This window comes from Campylobacter showae CSUNSWCD, from assembly GCF_000313615.1.
Classification (GTDB): domain Bacteria; phylum Campylobacterota; class Campylobacteria; order Campylobacterales; family Campylobacteraceae; genus Campylobacter_A; species Campylobacter_A showae_A.
Map to the genome: position 1 here is coordinate 23,304 of NZ_AMZQ01000012.1, position 17,840 is coordinate 41,143.

18 protein-coding genes are annotated in these 17,840 nt (G+C 45.3%); 7 read left to right on the forward strand and 11 right to left on the reverse strand.

The window, feature by feature from the left end; translation table 11 throughout:
- Nucleotides 1–6: 6 nt before the first annotated feature.
- The 9 genes from CSUNSWCD_RS08795 to CSUNSWCD_RS08835 form a co-directional block, all read right to left on the reverse strand.
- Nucleotides 7–1,218 (reverse strand): ankyrin repeat domain-containing protein, encoded by a 1,212-nt coding sequence (locus CSUNSWCD_RS08795; RefSeq protein ID WP_009495967.1) that lies wholly within the window; start codon nt 1,216–1,218, stop codon nt 7–9.
- Between the two features lie 63 nt (nt 1,219–1,281).
- Nucleotides 1,282–1,779: an HIT family protein gene (locus tag CSUNSWCD_RS08800; RefSeq protein ID WP_009495968.1), complete on the reverse strand. Its 498-nt coding sequence runs from the start codon at nt 1,777–1,779 to the stop codon at nt 1,282–1,284.
- Between the two features lies 1 nt (nt 1,780).
- The gene (gene trpC, locus CSUNSWCD_RS08805) at nt 1,781–2,566 is read right to left on the reverse strand and encodes an indole-3-glycerol phosphate synthase TrpC (protein WP_009495969.1); all 786 of its coding nucleotides are present in this window, start codon (nt 2,564–2,566) and stop codon (nt 1,781–1,783) included.
- Nucleotides 2,563–3,828, reverse strand: a complete 1,266-nt coding sequence (locus tag CSUNSWCD_RS08810; protein WP_009495970.1) for a tetratricopeptide repeat protein — start codon at nt 3,826–3,828, stop codon at nt 2,563–2,565. The genes trpC and CSUNSWCD_RS08810 overlap by 4 nt, the downstream gene beginning before the upstream one ends.
- Nucleotides 3,804–4,181: a YkgJ family cysteine cluster protein gene (locus CSUNSWCD_RS08815; RefSeq protein ID WP_081585292.1), complete on the reverse strand. Its 378-nt coding sequence runs from the start codon at nt 4,179–4,181 to the stop codon at nt 3,804–3,806. The genes CSUNSWCD_RS08810 and CSUNSWCD_RS08815 overlap by 25 nt, the downstream gene beginning before the upstream one ends.
- Nucleotides 4,178–4,873, reverse strand: a complete 696-nt coding sequence (locus CSUNSWCD_RS08820) for a tRNA1(Val) (adenine(37)-N6)-methyltransferase (protein WP_009495972.1) — start codon at nt 4,871–4,873, stop codon at nt 4,178–4,180. The genes CSUNSWCD_RS08815 and CSUNSWCD_RS08820 overlap by 4 nt, the downstream gene beginning before the upstream one ends.
- The gene (locus CSUNSWCD_RS08825; protein WP_009495973.1) at nt 4,870–6,852 is read right to left on the reverse strand and encodes a coiled-coil domain-containing protein; all 1,983 of its coding nucleotides are present in this window, start codon (nt 6,850–6,852) and stop codon (nt 4,870–4,872) included. The genes CSUNSWCD_RS08820 and CSUNSWCD_RS08825 overlap by 4 nt, the downstream gene beginning before the upstream one ends.
- Before the next feature lie 2 nt (nt 6,853–6,854).
- On the reverse strand, nt 6,855–7,805 hold the full coding sequence (locus CSUNSWCD_RS08830; protein ID WP_009495974.1) for an NAD(P)-binding domain-containing protein: 951 nt from the start codon (nt 7,803–7,805) through the stop codon (nt 6,855–6,857).
- A gap of 238 nt (nt 7,806–8,043) precedes the next feature.
- Nucleotides 8,044–9,381 (reverse strand): class II 3-deoxy-7-phosphoheptulonate synthase, encoded by a 1,338-nt coding sequence (locus CSUNSWCD_RS08835; protein WP_034964773.1) that lies wholly within the window; start codon nt 9,379–9,381, stop codon nt 8,044–8,046.
- Nucleotides 9,382–9,544: 163 nt separating this feature from the next.
- Here CSUNSWCD_RS08835 and rarD point away from each other — a divergent pair, with 163 nt between their 5' ends.
- The 6 genes from rarD (at nt 9,545) to CSUNSWCD_RS08860 (ending at nt 13,888) form a co-directional block, all read left to right on the forward strand.
- Nucleotides 9,545–10,435, forward strand: a complete 891-nt coding sequence (rarD, locus tag CSUNSWCD_RS08840; protein ID WP_009495977.1) for an EamA family transporter RarD — start codon at nt 9,545–9,547, stop codon at nt 10,433–10,435.
- Between the two features lie 29 nt (nt 10,436–10,464).
- The gene (locus CSUNSWCD_RS08845) at nt 10,465–10,923 is read left to right on the forward strand and encodes a hypothetical protein (protein WP_009495978.1); all 459 of its coding nucleotides are present in this window, start codon (nt 10,465–10,467) and stop codon (nt 10,921–10,923) included.
- 67 nt (nt 10,924–10,990) lie between these two features.
- Entirely contained in the window at nt 10,991–11,923 is a 933-nt protein-coding gene (locus CSUNSWCD_RS08850; protein WP_009495979.1) for an aspartate carbamoyltransferase catalytic subunit, read from the forward strand.
- Complete coding sequence (locus tag CSUNSWCD_RS08855; RefSeq protein ID WP_009495980.1) at nt 11,920–13,200, forward strand: dihydroorotase; 1,281 nt, start codon at nt 11,920–11,922, stop codon at nt 13,198–13,200. Before CSUNSWCD_RS08850 ends, CSUNSWCD_RS08855 begins: the two co-directional genes overlap by 4 nt.
- 266 nt (nt 13,201–13,466) lie before the next feature.
- A complete protein-coding gene (locus CSUNSWCD_RS11335; RefSeq protein WP_157788750.1) occupies nt 13,467–13,631 on the forward strand; it encodes a hypothetical protein in 165 nt (54 codons plus the stop codon).
- Between the two features lie 8 nt (nt 13,632–13,639).
- Nucleotides 13,640–13,888: a hypothetical protein gene (locus CSUNSWCD_RS08860; protein WP_009495982.1), complete on the forward strand. Its 249-nt coding sequence runs from the start codon at nt 13,640–13,642 to the stop codon at nt 13,886–13,888.
- A 227-nt stretch (nt 13,889–14,115) separates the two neighbouring features.
- Here CSUNSWCD_RS08860 and CSUNSWCD_RS08865 read toward each other — a convergent pair whose 3' ends face one another.
- A complete protein-coding gene (locus tag CSUNSWCD_RS08865; protein ID WP_009495983.1) occupies nt 14,116–15,435 on the reverse strand; it encodes an amidohydrolase in 1,320 nt (439 codons plus the stop codon).
- A 387-nt stretch (nt 15,436–15,822) separates the two neighbouring features.
- Nucleotides 15,823–16,908, reverse strand: a complete 1,086-nt coding sequence (locus CSUNSWCD_RS08870) for a glycoside hydrolase family 3 N-terminal domain-containing protein (protein ID WP_009495984.1) — start codon at nt 16,906–16,908, stop codon at nt 15,823–15,825.
- Between the two features lie 186 nt (nt 16,909–17,094).
- Here CSUNSWCD_RS08870 and CSUNSWCD_RS08875 point away from each other — a divergent pair, with 186 nt between their 5' ends.
- Nucleotides 17,095–17,664, forward strand: a complete 570-nt coding sequence (locus CSUNSWCD_RS08875; RefSeq protein ID WP_009495985.1) for a hypothetical protein — start codon at nt 17,095–17,097, stop codon at nt 17,662–17,664.
- Nucleotides 17,665–17,840 lie beyond the last annotated feature (176 nt).

Genomic DNA, 17,840 nt, shown 5'->3' on the forward strand with positions numbered 1-17,840 from the left:
TTCTCCTTATTCGGTGATCAAATTTGACTCAAGCCCCATCGCCCTTAGATACTGCGCGTTGATCTCTTTTTTGCCGATGATGGCGTAGTCTAGGGCGTTTAGTCCGTTATCATCCACTGCCTTCACGTCCGCGCCGTTATCTATCAAAAGCTGCAATATTTCCACGTCCGCCGCCCCTGCCGCGCTCATCAGCACGCTTTTTGATGCCCCGTCAAAGTCGCAGAGCTTTACGAAACTTGGCAACTGAACGCTCAAATTTGCGCTATATGCAAGCTTGGTGCTCATGTCTATCAGCCTTTTGTTTACTAGAGCTCCGTTTCCTAGTAAAAATTTGACTAAATTTATATCGTTTAGCTGCACGGCATTAAAAAGCGGAGTGACGCCGAGCAGATTTGCATAGTTTACGTCCGCGCCGCTAGCAACCAGGAGCTTTACGTTGTTTAAATTTTTAAGCGCGAAAAACAGCGAACTCTCAAATCCGTAGTTTAAATTTACACCCGCGCGCAAGAATTCCTTTATGATGTCCTCGCTTTTTTCGTAAAGAAGCGCGGCGTTAAATGCGTTTTGAAGCGAGGCTTGTGACACGGAGCCAGAATATATCGCCTCATTTATGCCGTATTTTGTAAAGGTCGGGTCGCTAACTTTTCTAGCAAACTCGTCCATATCGCCGTTTTGCAGAGTCGCGGCGGCAAATTTTAAAAACTCGTTTGCAACCTTTGAAGCGTAATAAATCGCGCTGCCTTCATCTATTTTGAAATTTGATTTGTAGTAGTTTACGAGCGACTCAAGAGCGGCGTTATAGTCTTTGTTAAAGTCCTTAAAAACCGTGAAATTACTTAGGCTTTGATGTCCCCAGTAACGAAGTCTGGCTCTGTTTTGCGATACGAGTTTTTCGTATTCGCCCGGACTTTCTAGCTCTTTTGCGTAAATTTCAGGTGCATAGGAAGCTTTTAAGATCTTAAATTTAAACTCGTTTAAATTCTTAGTCGCCAAATTTCCGACGCAAGCAAGGCTTTCGGCGCGGATCTTTTGAGCGGCCGAGAGTAAAATTTGAACCTCTTTTAGCCCCAAGATAGAGTCGTTGCAGTTTGGCTCAAATTCTCCCGAAAAGGTTAAATTTTGCGAGAAAAATCGCTGCTTATCAGCCAAAGCGTCATCACAGCCAAAGCCAGCAAAAACAAAAGAAAACGATAAAAGTATCGGCAAAATAAATCTCATCGTATGCCTTAATATCTTTTAATTTTGATAATTCTACCAAAAAATAATTTGGTAAAAATAAATTTACCGCTCATTAAAGCAAACGTCCGCAAATGCGGCTTTTAGCTTCTCGTAAAGCGGAGTAAATGGAACGCCGTTTACGCGTACCTCGGCGATGGAGGTGATGAAATTCGTATCGCCGCTCCAGCGTGGCACTAGATGATAGTGCACGTGCTCTGCGATGCCCGCACCCCCTGCTTTGCCCAGATTCATCCCGATATTTACGCCCGCCGCATTTAGTTCGCGTTTTAAAATTTTCACGCCCTCGCGCACGTAGGCGCTCATCTCCGACCACGTCTGCTCGTCTAGGCTTTCGATATTATCGGTGTGCACATACGGTATCACCATAAAGTGCCCCGGCGTATACGGATAAAGATTCATGATCCCAAAACACCGCTTTGCACGAAATAAAACGCCCGTCTGCGCGTCTTTTTCGGGGTGATTTACGACGTTGCAAAAGACGCAGCCCTGCTCCTTTTTACCGAAATATTCGCTCCTCCACGGCGCGCAAATGTGCTCCATATCAGCCCTCCTTTACGGTTTTAACGGCTTTTGCCAAGTCCTCTTGCCTCATAAAATGCTCGCCTATCAAAAACGCGTCGGCTCCTTGCGCGTGAAGCTCTTTTAGCTGCGAGTGCTCATAGATGCCGCTTTCAGCGACGATGACGCTTGCGTTTTTGATTTTAGAAAACAGCTTCTCGCAAAGACTCATATCCATCTCAAACGTGCTTAAATTTCGGTGATTTACGCCGACTATCTTTGCGCATGCAAAATTTGACTTTTCCACATCCTCTTCGTCGTGCGTCTCTACTAGGGCCTCAAGCCCCAAAGAACGCGCGTAATCAAGTAGCCGCTTTAGCTCATCAGCGCCAAGAGCCTTTGCGATAAGTAGGATAAAATCGGCTCCGTAAACGAGCGCTTCTAAAATTTGATACTCGTCTACGATAAAATCCTTGCGAAGCAGCGGCAGCGAGCTTTCGCATCTTATGGCCGCCAGGTACTCCAAATTTCCTTTAAAAAAATGCGGCTCGGTTAGAACCGAGATAGCGTTTGCTCCGCCTTTTTCATACTCTTTAGCTATCTCTACGGGCGCAAAATTTGGCCTTATTAGCCCCTTGCTAGGGCTTGCTTTTTTAACCTCGGCGATGATGCGATACGGCTCGTCTGCGCTGCTTTTTAGTGCTTTTACCGCGTCTTTTATCTCGCGCGGATTTTTCGCCGCAAGCTCTTGTAGTTTTTCAAAAGGCATTTGCGATTTTCGCAGCGCCAAGTCCTCTTTGGTTTGCTTGATTATCTGATCTAATATCATCTTTTACCCTTTTTTAGGCACTCTTTGATAGTGTTTATATGCTCTTTACCCTCGGGCGAATTTACAAATTCCTCATCATGCAGGACTTGTTGCATTATCTCGTCGGCCTTTTTGCACTCGCCTAGCTTATAGTATCCCCACGCCAGCGAATCTAGATAAAACACCGACCCAGGCTCTAGCTCTAGGGCTCTGTTTACTAGCTCTATGCCCTTTTTCGCGTCTATATCGTGATCGATGAGCAGGTAGCCGTAGTAGTTTAGATATAGCGCGTTATTTAGCTTTACGGCCGATTTTTCAAAGTTATTTATGACTTGCTTTAGACTATCTTTGTCTATCTTTTTGGTTTGTTTGTTTGTGTCTCTTTCGTATTGATATATCGCCATTTTGGCTTGATATTCGAGATTAAAGCTCTTATCAAAGGCCTCCTGCGCCTTTTTATACGCCTTGGCAAAATCCCCCGTCGCAGCATAAAGATCCATCAGCGCATCGTCATTGTATGAGTATTTTTGTAAAAATTTGATCGCCGCGTCATAGTTTTTTTGAAAAACGTAAACGCCGAGCGCTTTTTCGAGATAGATTTTTTCTTTCGTCACTTCAAAAAGACTCTCGTAAACATCGATCATATCGGAGTAGCGGCCGTCCTGCGCGTAGATATCTACTAGCGCCGTGCAGGTCTCTACCTCGCAGCCGTCGATACGGCGCGAGCTCTCTAGCTGCCTGATCGCCTCTTTTTTGTCGTTCATTTTATTGTATAAAAGATCGACTATTCGCAGTAGATTTTCCACGCTCCTATCTAGCTCGTACGCGCGTTCAAGCTCGGCTAGGGCGGCTTTGTTGTCGTTTTGCATCGAGTAGACGGCAGAGAGCATGACGTGATTTTTAGAGATGTCCTCTTTTTTGACTAGCTCTTGCATTATCTTTGCGGCTTCGTCGAGTTTGTTTTCGCTCATCAAATTTGCACCCTGTATGCGAAGTACGTCCACGTCGTCTTTTAGTACCTTTTGGCTGAGCGCTAAAATGCTTTTAAAATTTACGTTTTTAGAAAAAAACGCGAGTCTGAGCGCCTCTTTTAGATAGTCGGTGTTTTTGGTTTTTTCGTAAAGCTGCTCGTAAAGCTCGGTCGCCTCGTCGTGATTAGCGTTTTCGACCGCCAAAAGCGCCTTGATAACGTATAAATTCTCGTCAAAACCGTCTTTGGCGGTAGCAAAACAAACAAGCAAGGCCGCCAATATAAATTTTAAAATCGCCTTATTCCCGCGCATTCTTTCTCCAATTCATTGATTTTATCCTTAAAATAGTCCCAAAACGGAAAGGTGCGGCACTGGCTCGGGCGAAAGTCGTAAACCGAGCAGTTTTTTGCCGTTTCGTCAAAAAATATGCACGCAAACCCGCCGTCGTAGGGCTTTTCTTTGAGGCTAAATTTATATCCGAATTTATCTAAAAATCGCGATCTAAACTCATCCTCGCTTATTTTCAAATGTTCCGCCAGAGCCGAAATTTCCGCTGAGCTTATCCATATATAGCCGCTTTCTCCCGTGCAGCACTTGCCGCCGCACAGCTCGCACTTGCTAGCGTCAAATTCATAACCAAAACCGCTTTGTCTTAGCAAATTCACTCCGCCGCGTCCCTACTTTGCGTGTTTGCTGTAGCGAAAATTTTAGCTGCCTTTTTACTATAAACACCGCCTTCAAAAACAAAAATCGGCGGTAAAATTTGAGTCAAGGATTTTGAACTTTTTTTAGCCTCAATTAGTACCAAATTTGCCGTGCCATCCGCTTTTGGATGCACAAAACAAAGCCTAGTAAGCGTAAATTTAAATTCGCTCAAACAAAGCACAACTTCAGCTAGGCGCTTAGCGTCGTAGCAAAAGCTAAAAACTCCGCGCGGCTTTAGCAGCGAATTTGCGCTACCTACAAGCTCGCTAAGAGGTAAATTTTCGCTGTATCTAGCGGCGCGAAGGTGTTCGTTTTCGCTTTTTTTTGCGCCGTCGTGATAAAAAGGCGGGTTTGAGACGATGAGATCATATCTTTTTTCACTCTTAAATTTAGCAAAATCAGCCGTTATGAACTCGGCTTCAATGCCGTTTTGGCTAGCGTTTGCAGCGGCTAAATTTACGTTAGTTTCTAAAATATCGAGCAAACTAAGCGAAATTTTAGGAAAATCGCGCTTTAAAAGCAACCCCAAAACCCCACTACCGCAACCAACCTCTAGCACCTCGCCGCGCACTCCGCCCTCACGGATAAAGTCATACAAAAACATCGTATCGCTGTTGTAGCGGTAGCCGTTTTTGGGCTGAGTGATTATCATCTATATACCTTGATGATAAATCCTTGCTTATCCTGAGAGGTGATTATGTCATTGCTGTACGATATGCGCGAAAAGTCGCCGAATTCATCTTTTATCATCTCGCCGGCAACCTTGGCGCGCTCTTTGCCGATACCGAAATTTGCGTATGAATCGATCTTTTCAAGCTCTTCTTGTGGGATCACTTTTGCCGCTTTTGACGTGGCGATAAAGTTACCGCGGCTCACTATCGGCGTGATCTCGAAATAATAATTTGAATTATAACTCTGCAAAAAGTCGCTTACTTTGTTTTTACAAACTTGCGTCGGCCTGTCTGAGCCCGCGCTCATATCAGAACACTCGACCGAGGCGATGAAAACAACCTTTTTAGGCACTTCGGCTTTAAAATTTAGCTGGATTATCTTTTTTAGATTTTCATTTTCGCTCATCAGTTCTTCGTTTTTAGTTAGTATCTGTGCCACTTCACCCTTTGCGATGTTTTTTTGCGTACTCGTTTTGGCTAAATTTTCCTTCGTGTCGCTTAGATCTTTAGCTCCGTCTTGCATCTGTTTTCTTAGAGTCGCGAGCTCTGCGTCTTTTTGCGTCAAAAGCTCATTTAAAGCATCTAGTTGCTCTTTGTTTTCCTTGGCTGTTTTAATATTGTTTTCAACCAATGTCGTGATTTTGTTATTTAAAATTTTATAGTTTTGGATGTTTTTTTTACCAGCAGCGATCTCGTCCGCTAGCAGTTCTTTTTGGATATTTAGCGACTCGTTTAGCTCTGCAACCTTAGCTTCCGCACTTTGCAGTGAGCTATCTTTTTGCGAAATTTGATTTTCTAACTCATAAATTTTACTCTTTAGTTCCGCCACGTTTTGCTCGGTTTCTTGGCGCTCGTTTTCAATCTGATTTTTTAGCTTTTCAAGCTCGGTTTTATATATAGCCTCGTTTTGTTCAATCTCTTTTTCAAATCCTTGTTTTTCTTTCTCGAGCTTTGCTACTAACTCTTTATTCGTCGCGTTTAGCTCATCATTTATCGCTTTTAGCTTAGCTTTTGACTCGGCTTTTTTGTTTGCGTTTTCAAGGCTCGCTTCAAGCTCGCTTATTTTTTTCTTGTCCGCGTCTTGTTCTTTTTCTAGGGCGGCGATCCTATTTTTGGATAAATTTTGAGCATTTAGAGCCTGAGCGTTATACTCGCTAGCGATCCTTTTTATCTCGCTATCTTTTAGGGCTAGCTCGTTTGCGAGCCTAGCATTTTCGCTCTTTAGTTTTGCAACCTCTTCATTTACCGCTCTTAGTTCGCTTTCAAATTTAGCTTTGCTAGTTAGTGCTTCGTTCTTCAACTCGTCGTTTTGAGCCTCGAGCCGTTTTAGCGTATTTTGATTTTCGCTTTGCGTTTTGGCGCTTGATTTATCAAGCTCGCTTTGCTTTTTTTCAAGCTCGGATTTCAGGCTTTTTATTTCTTCACGAAGCGAAGTTAAATTTTGCTCCAAATTTTTGTTTTTCTCGTTTTCTTCCTGCGCTTTTGCTAGTTTTTTATTTAACTCATCAATCATACTTAAACGTTGTTTATCGTTAGCGCTGGCAGCTTGTTTTCGCCTAGTTTCCAACTCGGCTTTTTGAGAACTTAGAAGATTTAATATTTCCAGATTTTTATCAACCAAATCAACATTATCGTCATACAGTAGCCTATTTTGAGCGCGCAAAACGCGTATTTGCTCTTTTAACTCGGCTTCATCGCCTAAAATTGGCGCATCCGTATCATTTAAATCCACATTTCTAGTATACTTTTCCTGCGATAAAACCTGGCTTTGGTTTGTCAAATTTTTCTCGCCTACAGTACTTATGCTTTCATTTTTAGGCGCTTCTTCGACGTTCATTATTTGCACGGCGAGTTCCGTAGACTTTGCAGACGGTTTTGTAAACTCGAAATACAAATAATATCCGCCCAGCGTGAGTAAACAACCGCAGATAAAAAATAAGACTAAATTTAACGCTCTCAACTCTATTTTTCCTTGATGTCTTGGACTACCTTGTGCGCGTGATTTAGCGCGAGTACGATCGAGCCGCCGTTTTTTAGCACGATGTCGCCGCCGATATATAGGCCGGATACGCTGCTTTCATAGTGCTCGTTTACGACCGGGTCCTTATCCGCATCGAGCTCAACTCCGCATTTTTGTAAAAAATCCACCGGAGTCGAGCCGCCGATAGCGTAGACGACTCTGTCGTAGACTCTGATTTTTCCGTTTGAAAAGTGCACTCTCACGCGCCCCGATTCGTTTTCGATCTCGGTAATATCGTGATTTAGTCGCACTTTTAGCTTATTTGCTTTTTCTAGCTCCCACAGCGCCGTTACGTTTACGTCATTTACGCGGCTAAATTTGTCCTTGCGGTACGCTAGCGTGGTTTTATTGTATTGGCATAGCTCGATAGCGTACTCCACGGCCGAGTTTCCGCCGCCCACCACGAGCACCTTTTCGCCGCTGGAACAGGAGTTTAGATTAAAATTTACGACTCCATTTAGCGAAGGCGGGATTTTATAGTTCGGCTTGTTTGGACGTCCCATTTTACCGATGCTTATCATCACGTTTTTAGCCTTATAGTCGCCCTTTGCGGTGTGCACGAAAAACAAATCGTCCTTTTTCTTTACGCTTTCGACCTCGGAGTTAAACACGGCCTCGATCTTTTCCTCGTCTAGCAACTTATCGAAATAATCAAGCGTGCTCTCCTTCGTGCCGTCCTCAAAGGACACGATGCCGTGGATGGTGCTGTCTTGACCTTTGTACTCCTTATCCACGCGCTTGTTGTCTTTGTAAAATTTTCTTATAGTTTGGCTGTGGTTATCGCCCTTTTCGAGAAGCAAGACTTTTTTTAATCCATTGGCTCTCGCCTCTACGACGGTCGCGATGCCGCAAGGGCCGCCGCCTATCACGATAATGTCGTAAACATCGCTCATTGATTCTCTCCAATTTGATATTTTTTCATTAATGTAGCGAAAATTGTATTAAATTTTAAGAAATTCGCGAAATTTGGGGTAAATTTAATTTAAAAAAGACAAAAACGGTCAAATTTGAAAGATAAAAGGCGAGCGGGGGCAAATTTGGCTCATATAAATTCGGTAAATTTGAGAGCCAAATTTGAAGCGCGTCAAATTTAAAGGGACGCAAATTTAACCAAATTTACGCCCGCTAAAGCTAAATTTTCTTTAAAAACTCAGCGATTAAAAATGCTAGTTCTAGCGACTGATCGGCGTTTAAGCGCGGATCGCACTGCGTTTCGTATCTGTGCGCCAGATCATCCTCGTTTAGCTTAAACGACCCGCCCGTACATTCGGTCACGTCCTGGCCCGTCATCTCTAGATGCACGCCGCCAGCATGCGTGCCCTCGGCTCTATGTATCTCAAAAAAGCTCTGCACTTCGGCTAGGATTTTATCAAATTCGCGCGTTTTGTAGCCGTTTGCGGCTTTTATCGTGTTGCCGTGCATAGGATCGATGCTGTAGACGATATTTAGGCCTTCGCGTTTTACTTCGCGTAGGATTTTAGGTAGCCGCTCGCCGATTTTATCCGCGCCCATTCTGATTATTACGTTTAGTCTACCCGCTTCGTTTTGCGGATTTAGCGCATTTGCGAGCGCGATGACGTCCTGCGCGGTTGCGTTTGGTCCGATCTTTACGCCTAAAGGATTGTGCACGCCGCTTAGAAAATGCACGTGAGCATCGTTTACGCCGCGCGTGCGCTCGCCGATCCAGAGCATATGCGCCGAGCAGTCGTACCAGTCGCCAGTGAGGCTATCCTCTCTAGTTAGAGCCTCCTCGTACGGCAGCAAAAGCGCCTCGTGCGAGGTGTAGACCTTGGTTTCGCTAAGCGCGGGAGTATTTGAGGCATTTATACCGCAAGCGCCCATAAATGCTAGTGTTTGGCTCAGCTGCCTAGCTAGTTCGCCGTATTTGGCGTCAAGCTCGGGTTTTTTGATAAAGCCAAGATTCCAGCGATTTACCTCGTGAAGATCGGCTAGACCGCCGCGAGAAAAGGCGCGAAGCAGGTTCATCGTGGATGCGCTTTGATAATACGCTTCGATCATGCGGTTTGGATCGGCCACGCGAGCCTCGGCATTAAATTCAAAACCGTTTATGATGTCGCCGCGGTAGCTGGGTAACTTTACGCCGCCTTGCTCCTCGTAGTCCGAGCTTCTAGGCTTGGCAAACTGACCAGCCACGCGCCCTACTTTTACGACGGGACAGCGTCCGGCAAACGTCAAAACGATCGCCATTTGCAGCATCACTTTAAACATATCGCGGATATTTACGGCGTTAAAATTTGAAAAGCTCTCCGCACAGTCGCCCCCTTGCAATAAAAACGCTTCGCCGTTGCAAACTTTAGCTAGGTCTTGCTTTAGGTTTCTAGCCTCGCCGGCAAAAACTAGCGGCGGCATCGTTTTTAGCTTATCCTCGGCCTTTTTTAGCAAGACCTCGTCTGGGTAGCTGGGCTGCTGCAAGATATTAAATTTTCTCCACGAATCTCTGCTCCACATCTTTAAACCTTTTTTAAAAATAACCCCGATTTTAGCTAAAAGAACTTTTATTACAGATAAAATTTCAAATTTTAGCCCCAAATTTACCCTCGCTGCGCTTTTTTGAGCCACATAAGCTTTGATTAACGACAAATAAATATAATTTCGCCAAAAAAGCGGAAAAATGCAAGACAAAAATCAAACCAAAATCGGCTTCATCTACGGCCTATTGGTCTTTATGATCTGGGGTGTTTTTCCTATTTATTTTAAACAGCTCAGCGCGCTTTCGGCCACCGAGATCGTCGCTCACCGTATCATTTGGTCGGTGCTACTTTTGTTTTTGCTACTCAAATTTGGCCGCAAACTAGGCGCAGCGGAGAAAATTTTAAGCAATAAGAAAACCACGTTTTGGCTATTTGTCACGGGACTTCTCATCGCCGCCAACTGGTGGATCTACGTCTATGCCGTAAATATCGGCAAGATCGTAGAAACCAGCCTAGGATACTTCATAAATCCTCTCGTAAATATGCTCCTTGGCGTGCTGATTTTAAAAGAAAAGCTATCGCGCGCGGGCAAATTTGCCATCGCTATCGTCTTCGTCGCTATCGGCGTTCAAATTTACGACGCGGGCGGCCTACCTATCATATCTATCATTTTGCCTATCACGTTTGGATTTTATTCGCTCATTAGAAAGCGCCTTAGCGTGCCCTCTTTAGAGGGGCTTTTCGTCGAGACCGCACTCATTGCTCCTATCGCGCTCGTCGCGCTATTTTTCGTAGCCGCTAGCGGACAAAATCACTTTAGCTTTTCGTGGTTCGGGCTTTTGATCGCTCTTTGCGGGCCTGCGACCGTCGTGCCGCTTTTACTTTTTAACTCGGCGGCTACTAGGCTAAATTTAAGCACGATCGGCTATTTGCAGTATATTTCGCCTTCGATGCAGCTTTTGCTTGCCGTTTTTTACTACGGTGAGCAAATTAGCGCGCTCAAAGCGCTGTCGTTTTTGCTGATCTGGAGCGCGCTAGCGGTGGTTAGCTTTAGCGCGATTTATAGTAAAAAAAGCAAAATTTCAGTATAACCGCAAATTTAAATCAAAAAAGGAAACCTATGTCATCTATCGCATTTTACGCCGTCATCTGCGTCGTAGTCGCGCTTGTGCTCTACACGCAGATACAAAAAATAACGAGAAAGATCGACGAGAACGGCACTCTAGCAAACAACTCCCCAGAGGCCGTACGTCAAATTTCAGTGCAAAAGTACAAGGATTTTTGCGAGATAATAAACGGCGAGCTAAGAGAGCTAAAGATGAAAGCGCTCTACGACGACGCCCTAAAAAACGAGGATCTAAAAGAAAAATTTTTAGAAAGCCTAAGCGAGATGAGCAAGAAGCTGACATTTATCGAGACGATGAACACCGCTAGAAACCCAGATAAATGGGAAAGCGAGCTCTTTGAGGTGCTTAGCCGCCTAGACGATCTCGTCACGGAAAATTTCAAAGACGGCGAGCGCGCGGGCGACGAGATTAGGGAGCGTCTGGGCGCGGAGTTTAGCAAGCTGCAAAATTAAATCTTAAGTAAAAACGGGGTAATATCGCTTTTTTGATTTAACTCTATCTTTCTAAGGAAAAAAACGGATGAGCTATACCAAAAAAGACCTCGTAACCGCTGCAAATTTAACCAAAGACGAAATTTACCATTTCCTAAATTTAGCCAAGGAGTTTAAGGCGCTAAACAACTCCGAGACCAAAAAAGCCAAGTCGCTCTACGGCAAAACGACCGTAAACGCCTTTTTCGAAAACTCGACTAGGACGCGAACGAGCTTTGAAATCGCGGCTAAGCGCCTAGGAGCCGACGCTATAAATTTCACCGCCTCAAGCTCCAGCACTAAAAAGGGCGAAACACTCATCGACACCGTTCACAACATCGTCGCGATGAAAACGGATATCGTAGTAGTGCGCCACTACAGCTCGGGTGCGGCTAAATTTATCGCCGAGAATACCGACGCTCACGTCATAAACGCAGGCGACGGCCTAAACGAGCACCCTAGCCAAGCGCTGCTTGATCTTTTTACTATACTGGAAAATCGCGGCAGCCTAGAAAATCTCACGGTCGCCATCATCGGAGATATCTTTCACAGCCGCGTGGCGCGCTCAAATATCTACGTCCTAAAAACGCTCGGAGCCAAGGTTAAGCTCTTTGGTCCGCCGATGTTTTTAACGGGTATGGAGGCTTTTGGCTGTCAAATTTGCTCCGATATGCAAGGGGCGATCGAGGACTCGGACGTCATCATCATGCTACGTATCCAGCTAGAGCGCCAGGACGATGAGATCGCATTTCCGTCCGTGCGCGAATACTCTAAATTTTTCGGCCTAACCCAAGCCAAAATGAAATACGCCAAAGATGGCGTCATGATCCTACACCCAGGCCCGATAAACCGCGGCGTCGAGATAAACTCCGACGTAGCCGACGATCCGCGCTACTCGCACGTGCTAAATCAGGTCGAAAACGGCGTCGCCGTCAGGATGGCGATCCTAGATACTCTCATCAAAAACAAAGGCGCAAAATGAAAACTCTCATCAAAAACGGCACGATCGTAAATCATAACGGCTCGCAAAAAGCAAACGTCTTTATAGATGGCGACAAGATCGCTCTAGTCACCGCGGACGAACCGGCGGCGGATAAGGTAATAGACGCTAGCGGCAAGCTCGTGATGCCGGGACTTATCGATATGCACGTGCATTTTAGGGATCCAGGCCTTGAGTATAAAGACGATATAAACACAGGCTCTGAAACCGCGGTCGCTGGCGGCGTAACCACCTGCTGCCCGATGGCCAACACAAACCCCGTAAACGACAACGCCGTCGTCACGCGCGATATGGTAGCTAAAGCTAAAGCCCGAGGCCTCATCGACCTGCTACCAATCGGTGCGATAACGAGCAAGATGGACGGCAAAAAATGCGTAGAGATGGGCGATATGACTGAGGCGGGCGCAGTGGCGTTTAGCGACGACGGCCTACCCGTAGCTAGCAGCGACGTGATGAGATACGCGCTTGAGTACTCAAAGCACTTCGGCAGCTTCGTCATCAACCACTCCCAAGACTGCTCGCTGTGCCGCGGTGGCCACATGAACGAGGGCCGCGTCTCGGCGATACTAGGCATCAAGGGCATGCCGCGCGAGCAAGAAGAGATTATGGTCTCGCGCGATCTACTACTAGCCAAGCTAACAGGCGGCCACATCCACATCGCGCACGTTAGCTCCGAGTGGTCGCTAAAACTCATCGCGCAGGCTCGCGCAGCCGGCATAAACGTGACCTGCGAGGCGACTCCGCACCACTTTACCTATACCGAGGACGAGCTGCTAGGCTACGATACGAATTTTAAAATGTCGCCGCCGCTTCGCACGAAATCAGACGTAGAGGCGATCAGAGATGGTCTAAAAAGCGGCCTCATCGACGTCATCGTGACCGACCACGCTCCGCACCATAACGACGAGAAATTTTTAGAATTCGACAAGGCGCCGTTTGGAATACTCGGCCTACAAACCCTCGTACCTATGACGCTAGAGTTGGTAAACGACGGCGTGATAAGTATCGAACAGATGGCGGCTCTGACGTCCTATAATGCAGCTAAAATTTTAAAACTAAAAGACAAGGGCGTTATCGCAGAAGGCTACCTCGCCGACATCACGATAATCGATCCAGGTTTCGAGTATCTATACGACAAAAGCCTAAATAAATCAAAATCCCAAAACTCCCCGCTGCTAGGCAAAATGCTAAAAGGCGCGGCGGTAATCACGATAAAAAGCGGCAAAACGGTGTTTGAGTTTCCAAACGTCGTGGCGTGATCCGATCAAATTTAGCGTAAATTTGAAATTTGACTTTGCGGCGGTTAAGGCTGTCGCGAGGTCAAATTTTAACAACGACTAAAACAAAATTTAAAACCATAAGGCGAGTATCGCAAAATAAACCCGCGACCAAAACCGTCAAAAATACAAAGTAGCGGTTTTTTGAAAACATTTTTATCGCTTATGTCGTCGCCTCTTTTGGGATTTTTATCATCCCCGAGGATATATTATCTAGTTGCAAAATTTGCCGCAGTTTCGTAGAAGCCATGAAGCAAATCTTTCCAAATATCCAAATTTTTAGCGACATAAGTCCATTTAAGCAAGAGATAGAATTTTACGCGAGCCATATGCAGGTGCTTGGACTGCTACAGGCGATAATTTTGAGTGTGTTATTCGTTATGTCCGGTAAACGCAAAGCGCGCCGATCATAAGCTGGCCGATGTCGATGCTTGGTCTTATACTTAGCGCATTTATTATATATGATTATTTCTTTGGTTGCGTAGGCGTAGACGGCATAGTTTTACAGGGCGGAACTCGTATCGAGATAACATTTGATACAAAATTTGAAATATTTGCCGTCATAACGGTTTTTCAACTTTTTTTCTCTTTACTTGGGCTGTTTTCATCGGCCATCTTGTTGCGAGATTTATTTTTTAAGATTTTCTACCTGGAAAAAGAGAGCAAATAAATTTAAATCAGTTTAAAATTTGCGGTTTTGATATCGGCAAATTTGCCTTGTCGCCGCACAGTTTCAACGACTCTATTTAACCCGCCAAATTTACGACCGACTGCCGAGCAATTTAACCGCCGAATTTACCAAATTTACGCCGCCGCGCTGGCTCAATCGATGATTAAAAAACCGATCAAGCCGAGCGCAAGCGACGCAAATTCGTCAAGTTTGGTTCAAATTTACCCTCACGCGTCCTTGCCGTTTATCGCGTATGCCGAGCGTAAAAACACGTCCGTGCCAGATAGCAGAGCGCTCTCGTCAAAGTCAAACGCACCGTTGTGATGCCCAGCGGCCAGCTTGGTGCCGATCATCAGGTAGCCGCTCTTGCCGCCTGCTTTTTGCACGGCGTGCATAAAGTGCGCGAAGTCCTCGCAAGCGCCGAAATTTAGATCCCGCACGATGAGCTCGTCCTTGATAAAAGGCGACTGACGCGCGGCGCGCTCGTAGATATCGGTGATCTCCTCGCTGCTGTCGCCTCCGCTCGTGCCGCCGGTTAGCTTCACGTCGTACTGCACGCCGTACATCTGCGCAACGCCTGCAACGATATCCATACATTTTTTAAACATAAATTCGTTTAGCTCGGTAGTTTCGCCGCGCGTTTCGCAGGCGATGTAGCCATTTGGTGCGATGACGTTTCGCCCCTCGCCCGCTCGCAAAACGCCCACGTTTATGCGCGTGACGCCGTCTGCATGACGCGTGATACCGTGCATAGCTAGAGCAGCCTGGGCCGCGGCCAGTAGAGCGTTTGCGCCTTCTTGCGGAGCGCCCGCCGCGTGAGCCGATCTACCCGTAAAATTTACGTCAAATTTCGATGTCGCAAGAAGCTTGTTCGTGCCGCAGATGATGCCGCCGCTAGTCTTTGCCTGAAAGCCGATGTGACCGCCTAGCAGGTAATCCACGCCCTCTAGCACGCCCGCTTGCTCCATCGGCACGGCGCCTCTGGTGCCCTCCTCGGCGGTTTGAAATATAAATCTAAATTTGCCCTCAAAATCGTCCAAATTTTGCGCGATGAGTTTAGCCATCGCTAGGCCAATCGTGATGTGCCCGTCATGCCCGCAGGCGTGCGTGATGCCGTCTATATCGGCTCTAAAGCCCTCCTTAAACGGCCTGTGCGCCTCATCCTTGCTCTCGGTCACGTCCACACCGTCGATGTCGAATCTAAACGCAAGCGTCTTGCCCGGCCTGCCCGTATCAAGCTCGGCTATTACGCCCGTTAGCCCATCCTCCATCACGGGCAAAAACTCTCGCTCATCAGCGCTTAGCAGGCTTTTTGCACGCTCTAGATATTTTTCTTTATCTTTTTCGCTGCCAAGCCCAGCTCTAGCTTCAGGTTTCATTATCTCGCGTCCCATTTTTAGGCTGTAGCCGAGCTTTTTTAGCTCGCTAGCGATCTTTGCCGTCGTAAAAAACGTGAAAAAACCCGTCTCGGGATGAGAGTGAAAAAACCGCCTATTTTTCACCATTTCGTCTTTTAGCGCTTCTACTTTTGCTGCTACCTCGTCCATTTTCGCTCCTTAAATTTGAAATTTTTATTATTTTTCTTAAAGATATATTATACATTAAGACTAATTTTAAAAGCTTAAATTTAGGCTCTAAAATGATAAATTTGACTCTAATTTTTGTAGGGTGACCTTGCTTGGTGCAAATTTGTCTAGGACTGTTTTTTAAACCCCTATTTGCATAAAAGCGGTGCGGCTAATGTAAGGTAAAATTTGATCAAATGAAGCAAATTTGTATTTTAGCGGAGCGGTTTTGAGATAAAATTTAGGGTGCTAAATTTGACTTAAATTTAAAATTTGCATCAAATTTGGTCGACGAATTTATAAAAATACAAAGAGCAAATTTGACTTCAGCTATCGTGCTAGAAACTCAAATTTACCCCCGCAATTGGCCTATTGTAAGCTATTTTTTAGTTTCATTATCCGCTCGTAGGATTCCTCGATACGCTCTTTTGGTATCTGCTTGGCGCCAACTGCGTCTACGACTAGCTGCGTGACGAGCTCTGCGGTCCTGCGCCCGTCTATCTTGTAGTCGCTAAAGAGCATCACGTCGCCGCCTGCGTTGATAAAGTTTATCACCCTTTCTTGCAGCGCAAAGTCCTTTAGTCCGCCCATGAGCATGTCGTCGCTGATGACTACGCCGTCAAATTTTAGCTCGCCGCGCAGTAAGCCGTCGATGATCGCCGGCGAGAGCGAGGCCGGTAGCTCGGTATCGCGCTGCATGAGGTAGATGTGGCCGACCATTATCATCTTGGCTTCGTTTTTGCGAACCGCGTCAAAATACGGCTTAAGCTCGGTATAGTCGAATTTTTCGATCACGACCTTGGCAGTGTGACTGTCGGCCTCGACGTTACCGTGGCCTGGAAAGTGCTTCATCGCAGCTATCACGCCGCGAGCTTGCGAGGCCTTCATAAACTCGCTTGCGTACAGCGAAACCTCGTCTATATCGGCGCTAAACGCTCTGCCGCGCGAGCCGATGATGGTGGATTTTGGATTTAGCACGTCGGCTACTGGGGCGAAATTTACGTTCACGCCGACGTCTTTTAGTTGCTGCGCCATCTTAGCGTAAAGCTCGCCAGCAGCAGCTAGATCGAGCGTTTTTGCTACTTTTTGCGCCGAGATAAAGGTCTCAAACCCGCTCTTATCCTTAAATCTCGTGATTTGCCCGCCCTCCTCGTCGATAGCGATGAAAATGCCTTTTTGCGCCTCTTTAAATGCGCTTGTTAACGCCTTGAGGTTCTTTTTGTCCGAGATATTTTTACCGAGCAACATCACGCCGCCGAAACGCTGATATTTGGCCTCCGAGACGGCTTCTTTGGCGGTTTTGGGATCAGAGCCGTTGAAGCCGACCATTATCATTTGGGCTATCATTTTGCGAAGAGTCGGCTTTTCTTGTGCTTGCGCATCTGTGGCGTTTAGCGCGGTCGGCAAACCCGCTAAAAATAGCGCCGAAAAAAGCGCGGCGATAAACTTTTTCATATCTTTCCTTTTTTTGTTTTTGTGGATTTTACACTATTTTATATAAATTTAAGAAATTTGAAACGGGGGGTTAGGTGCTATTAGGCGCTTTTTGCGACTGATCGCTCATAAATTTAGATTGGCATTAATAAAATATTTGATATAATTTTTGAAAATATTGTTTAAAATTTAGTCAAAAGGGCATATGTGATAAATTTAGATACTAATTGTGCTATAAATATCCCGCCAAAAAACGATATCAAGCTAGATAAAGACGAGTATATTTTATGTGAATATAAGGAAAAACACATTAAAAATCTTTTTATTAAATTTATATTTGCCGTGGTTTGTATAGCTGTATTTATATATACGGTAATATCTAAAGACTTCGCAGATCAAAGCCTATTTCTAAAGGTTTGCGCTGCTATTTTTGTTATTTTTTGCATGTTATTAATATATATTTTTATTGTAAATTTGATCCACAAAGGCTTATATGTAACAAACAAAAACTTAATAGCTTTTAACGGGGCGAGATTTGATTTAGATTCTATTTTTATACTTGATACGAGTGCTCGTGAGCATACGGGATTTCGCATTTGCAAGGGATGGAGAAGTATTTTAGAGATAAAATGTACGAATAACGACGCGCAACTAGATGCCTTTTTACTATCGCTATCTGCGGTTTCCGGCAATAAAATTATTTTAAGATTTGGCTCAAAAGAACTAAAAGAAAAAGCCGACTCGGCGAATTTGGTTAGATTTAAATTGACGACATAAAACAGACTAAATACTAGCCAGAATCCAAATTTTACGGCGCTTTAAATCCAAATCCAGCATAAAAATTCGGCAAATTTGGATTATTTAAACAAGCCAAAGAAGCCAGCTATTTAAAAACCGCTGTCCGCCATCAAATTTTCAAATTTTATAGCAGCTGTGGGCCTCCGTAGAATGCA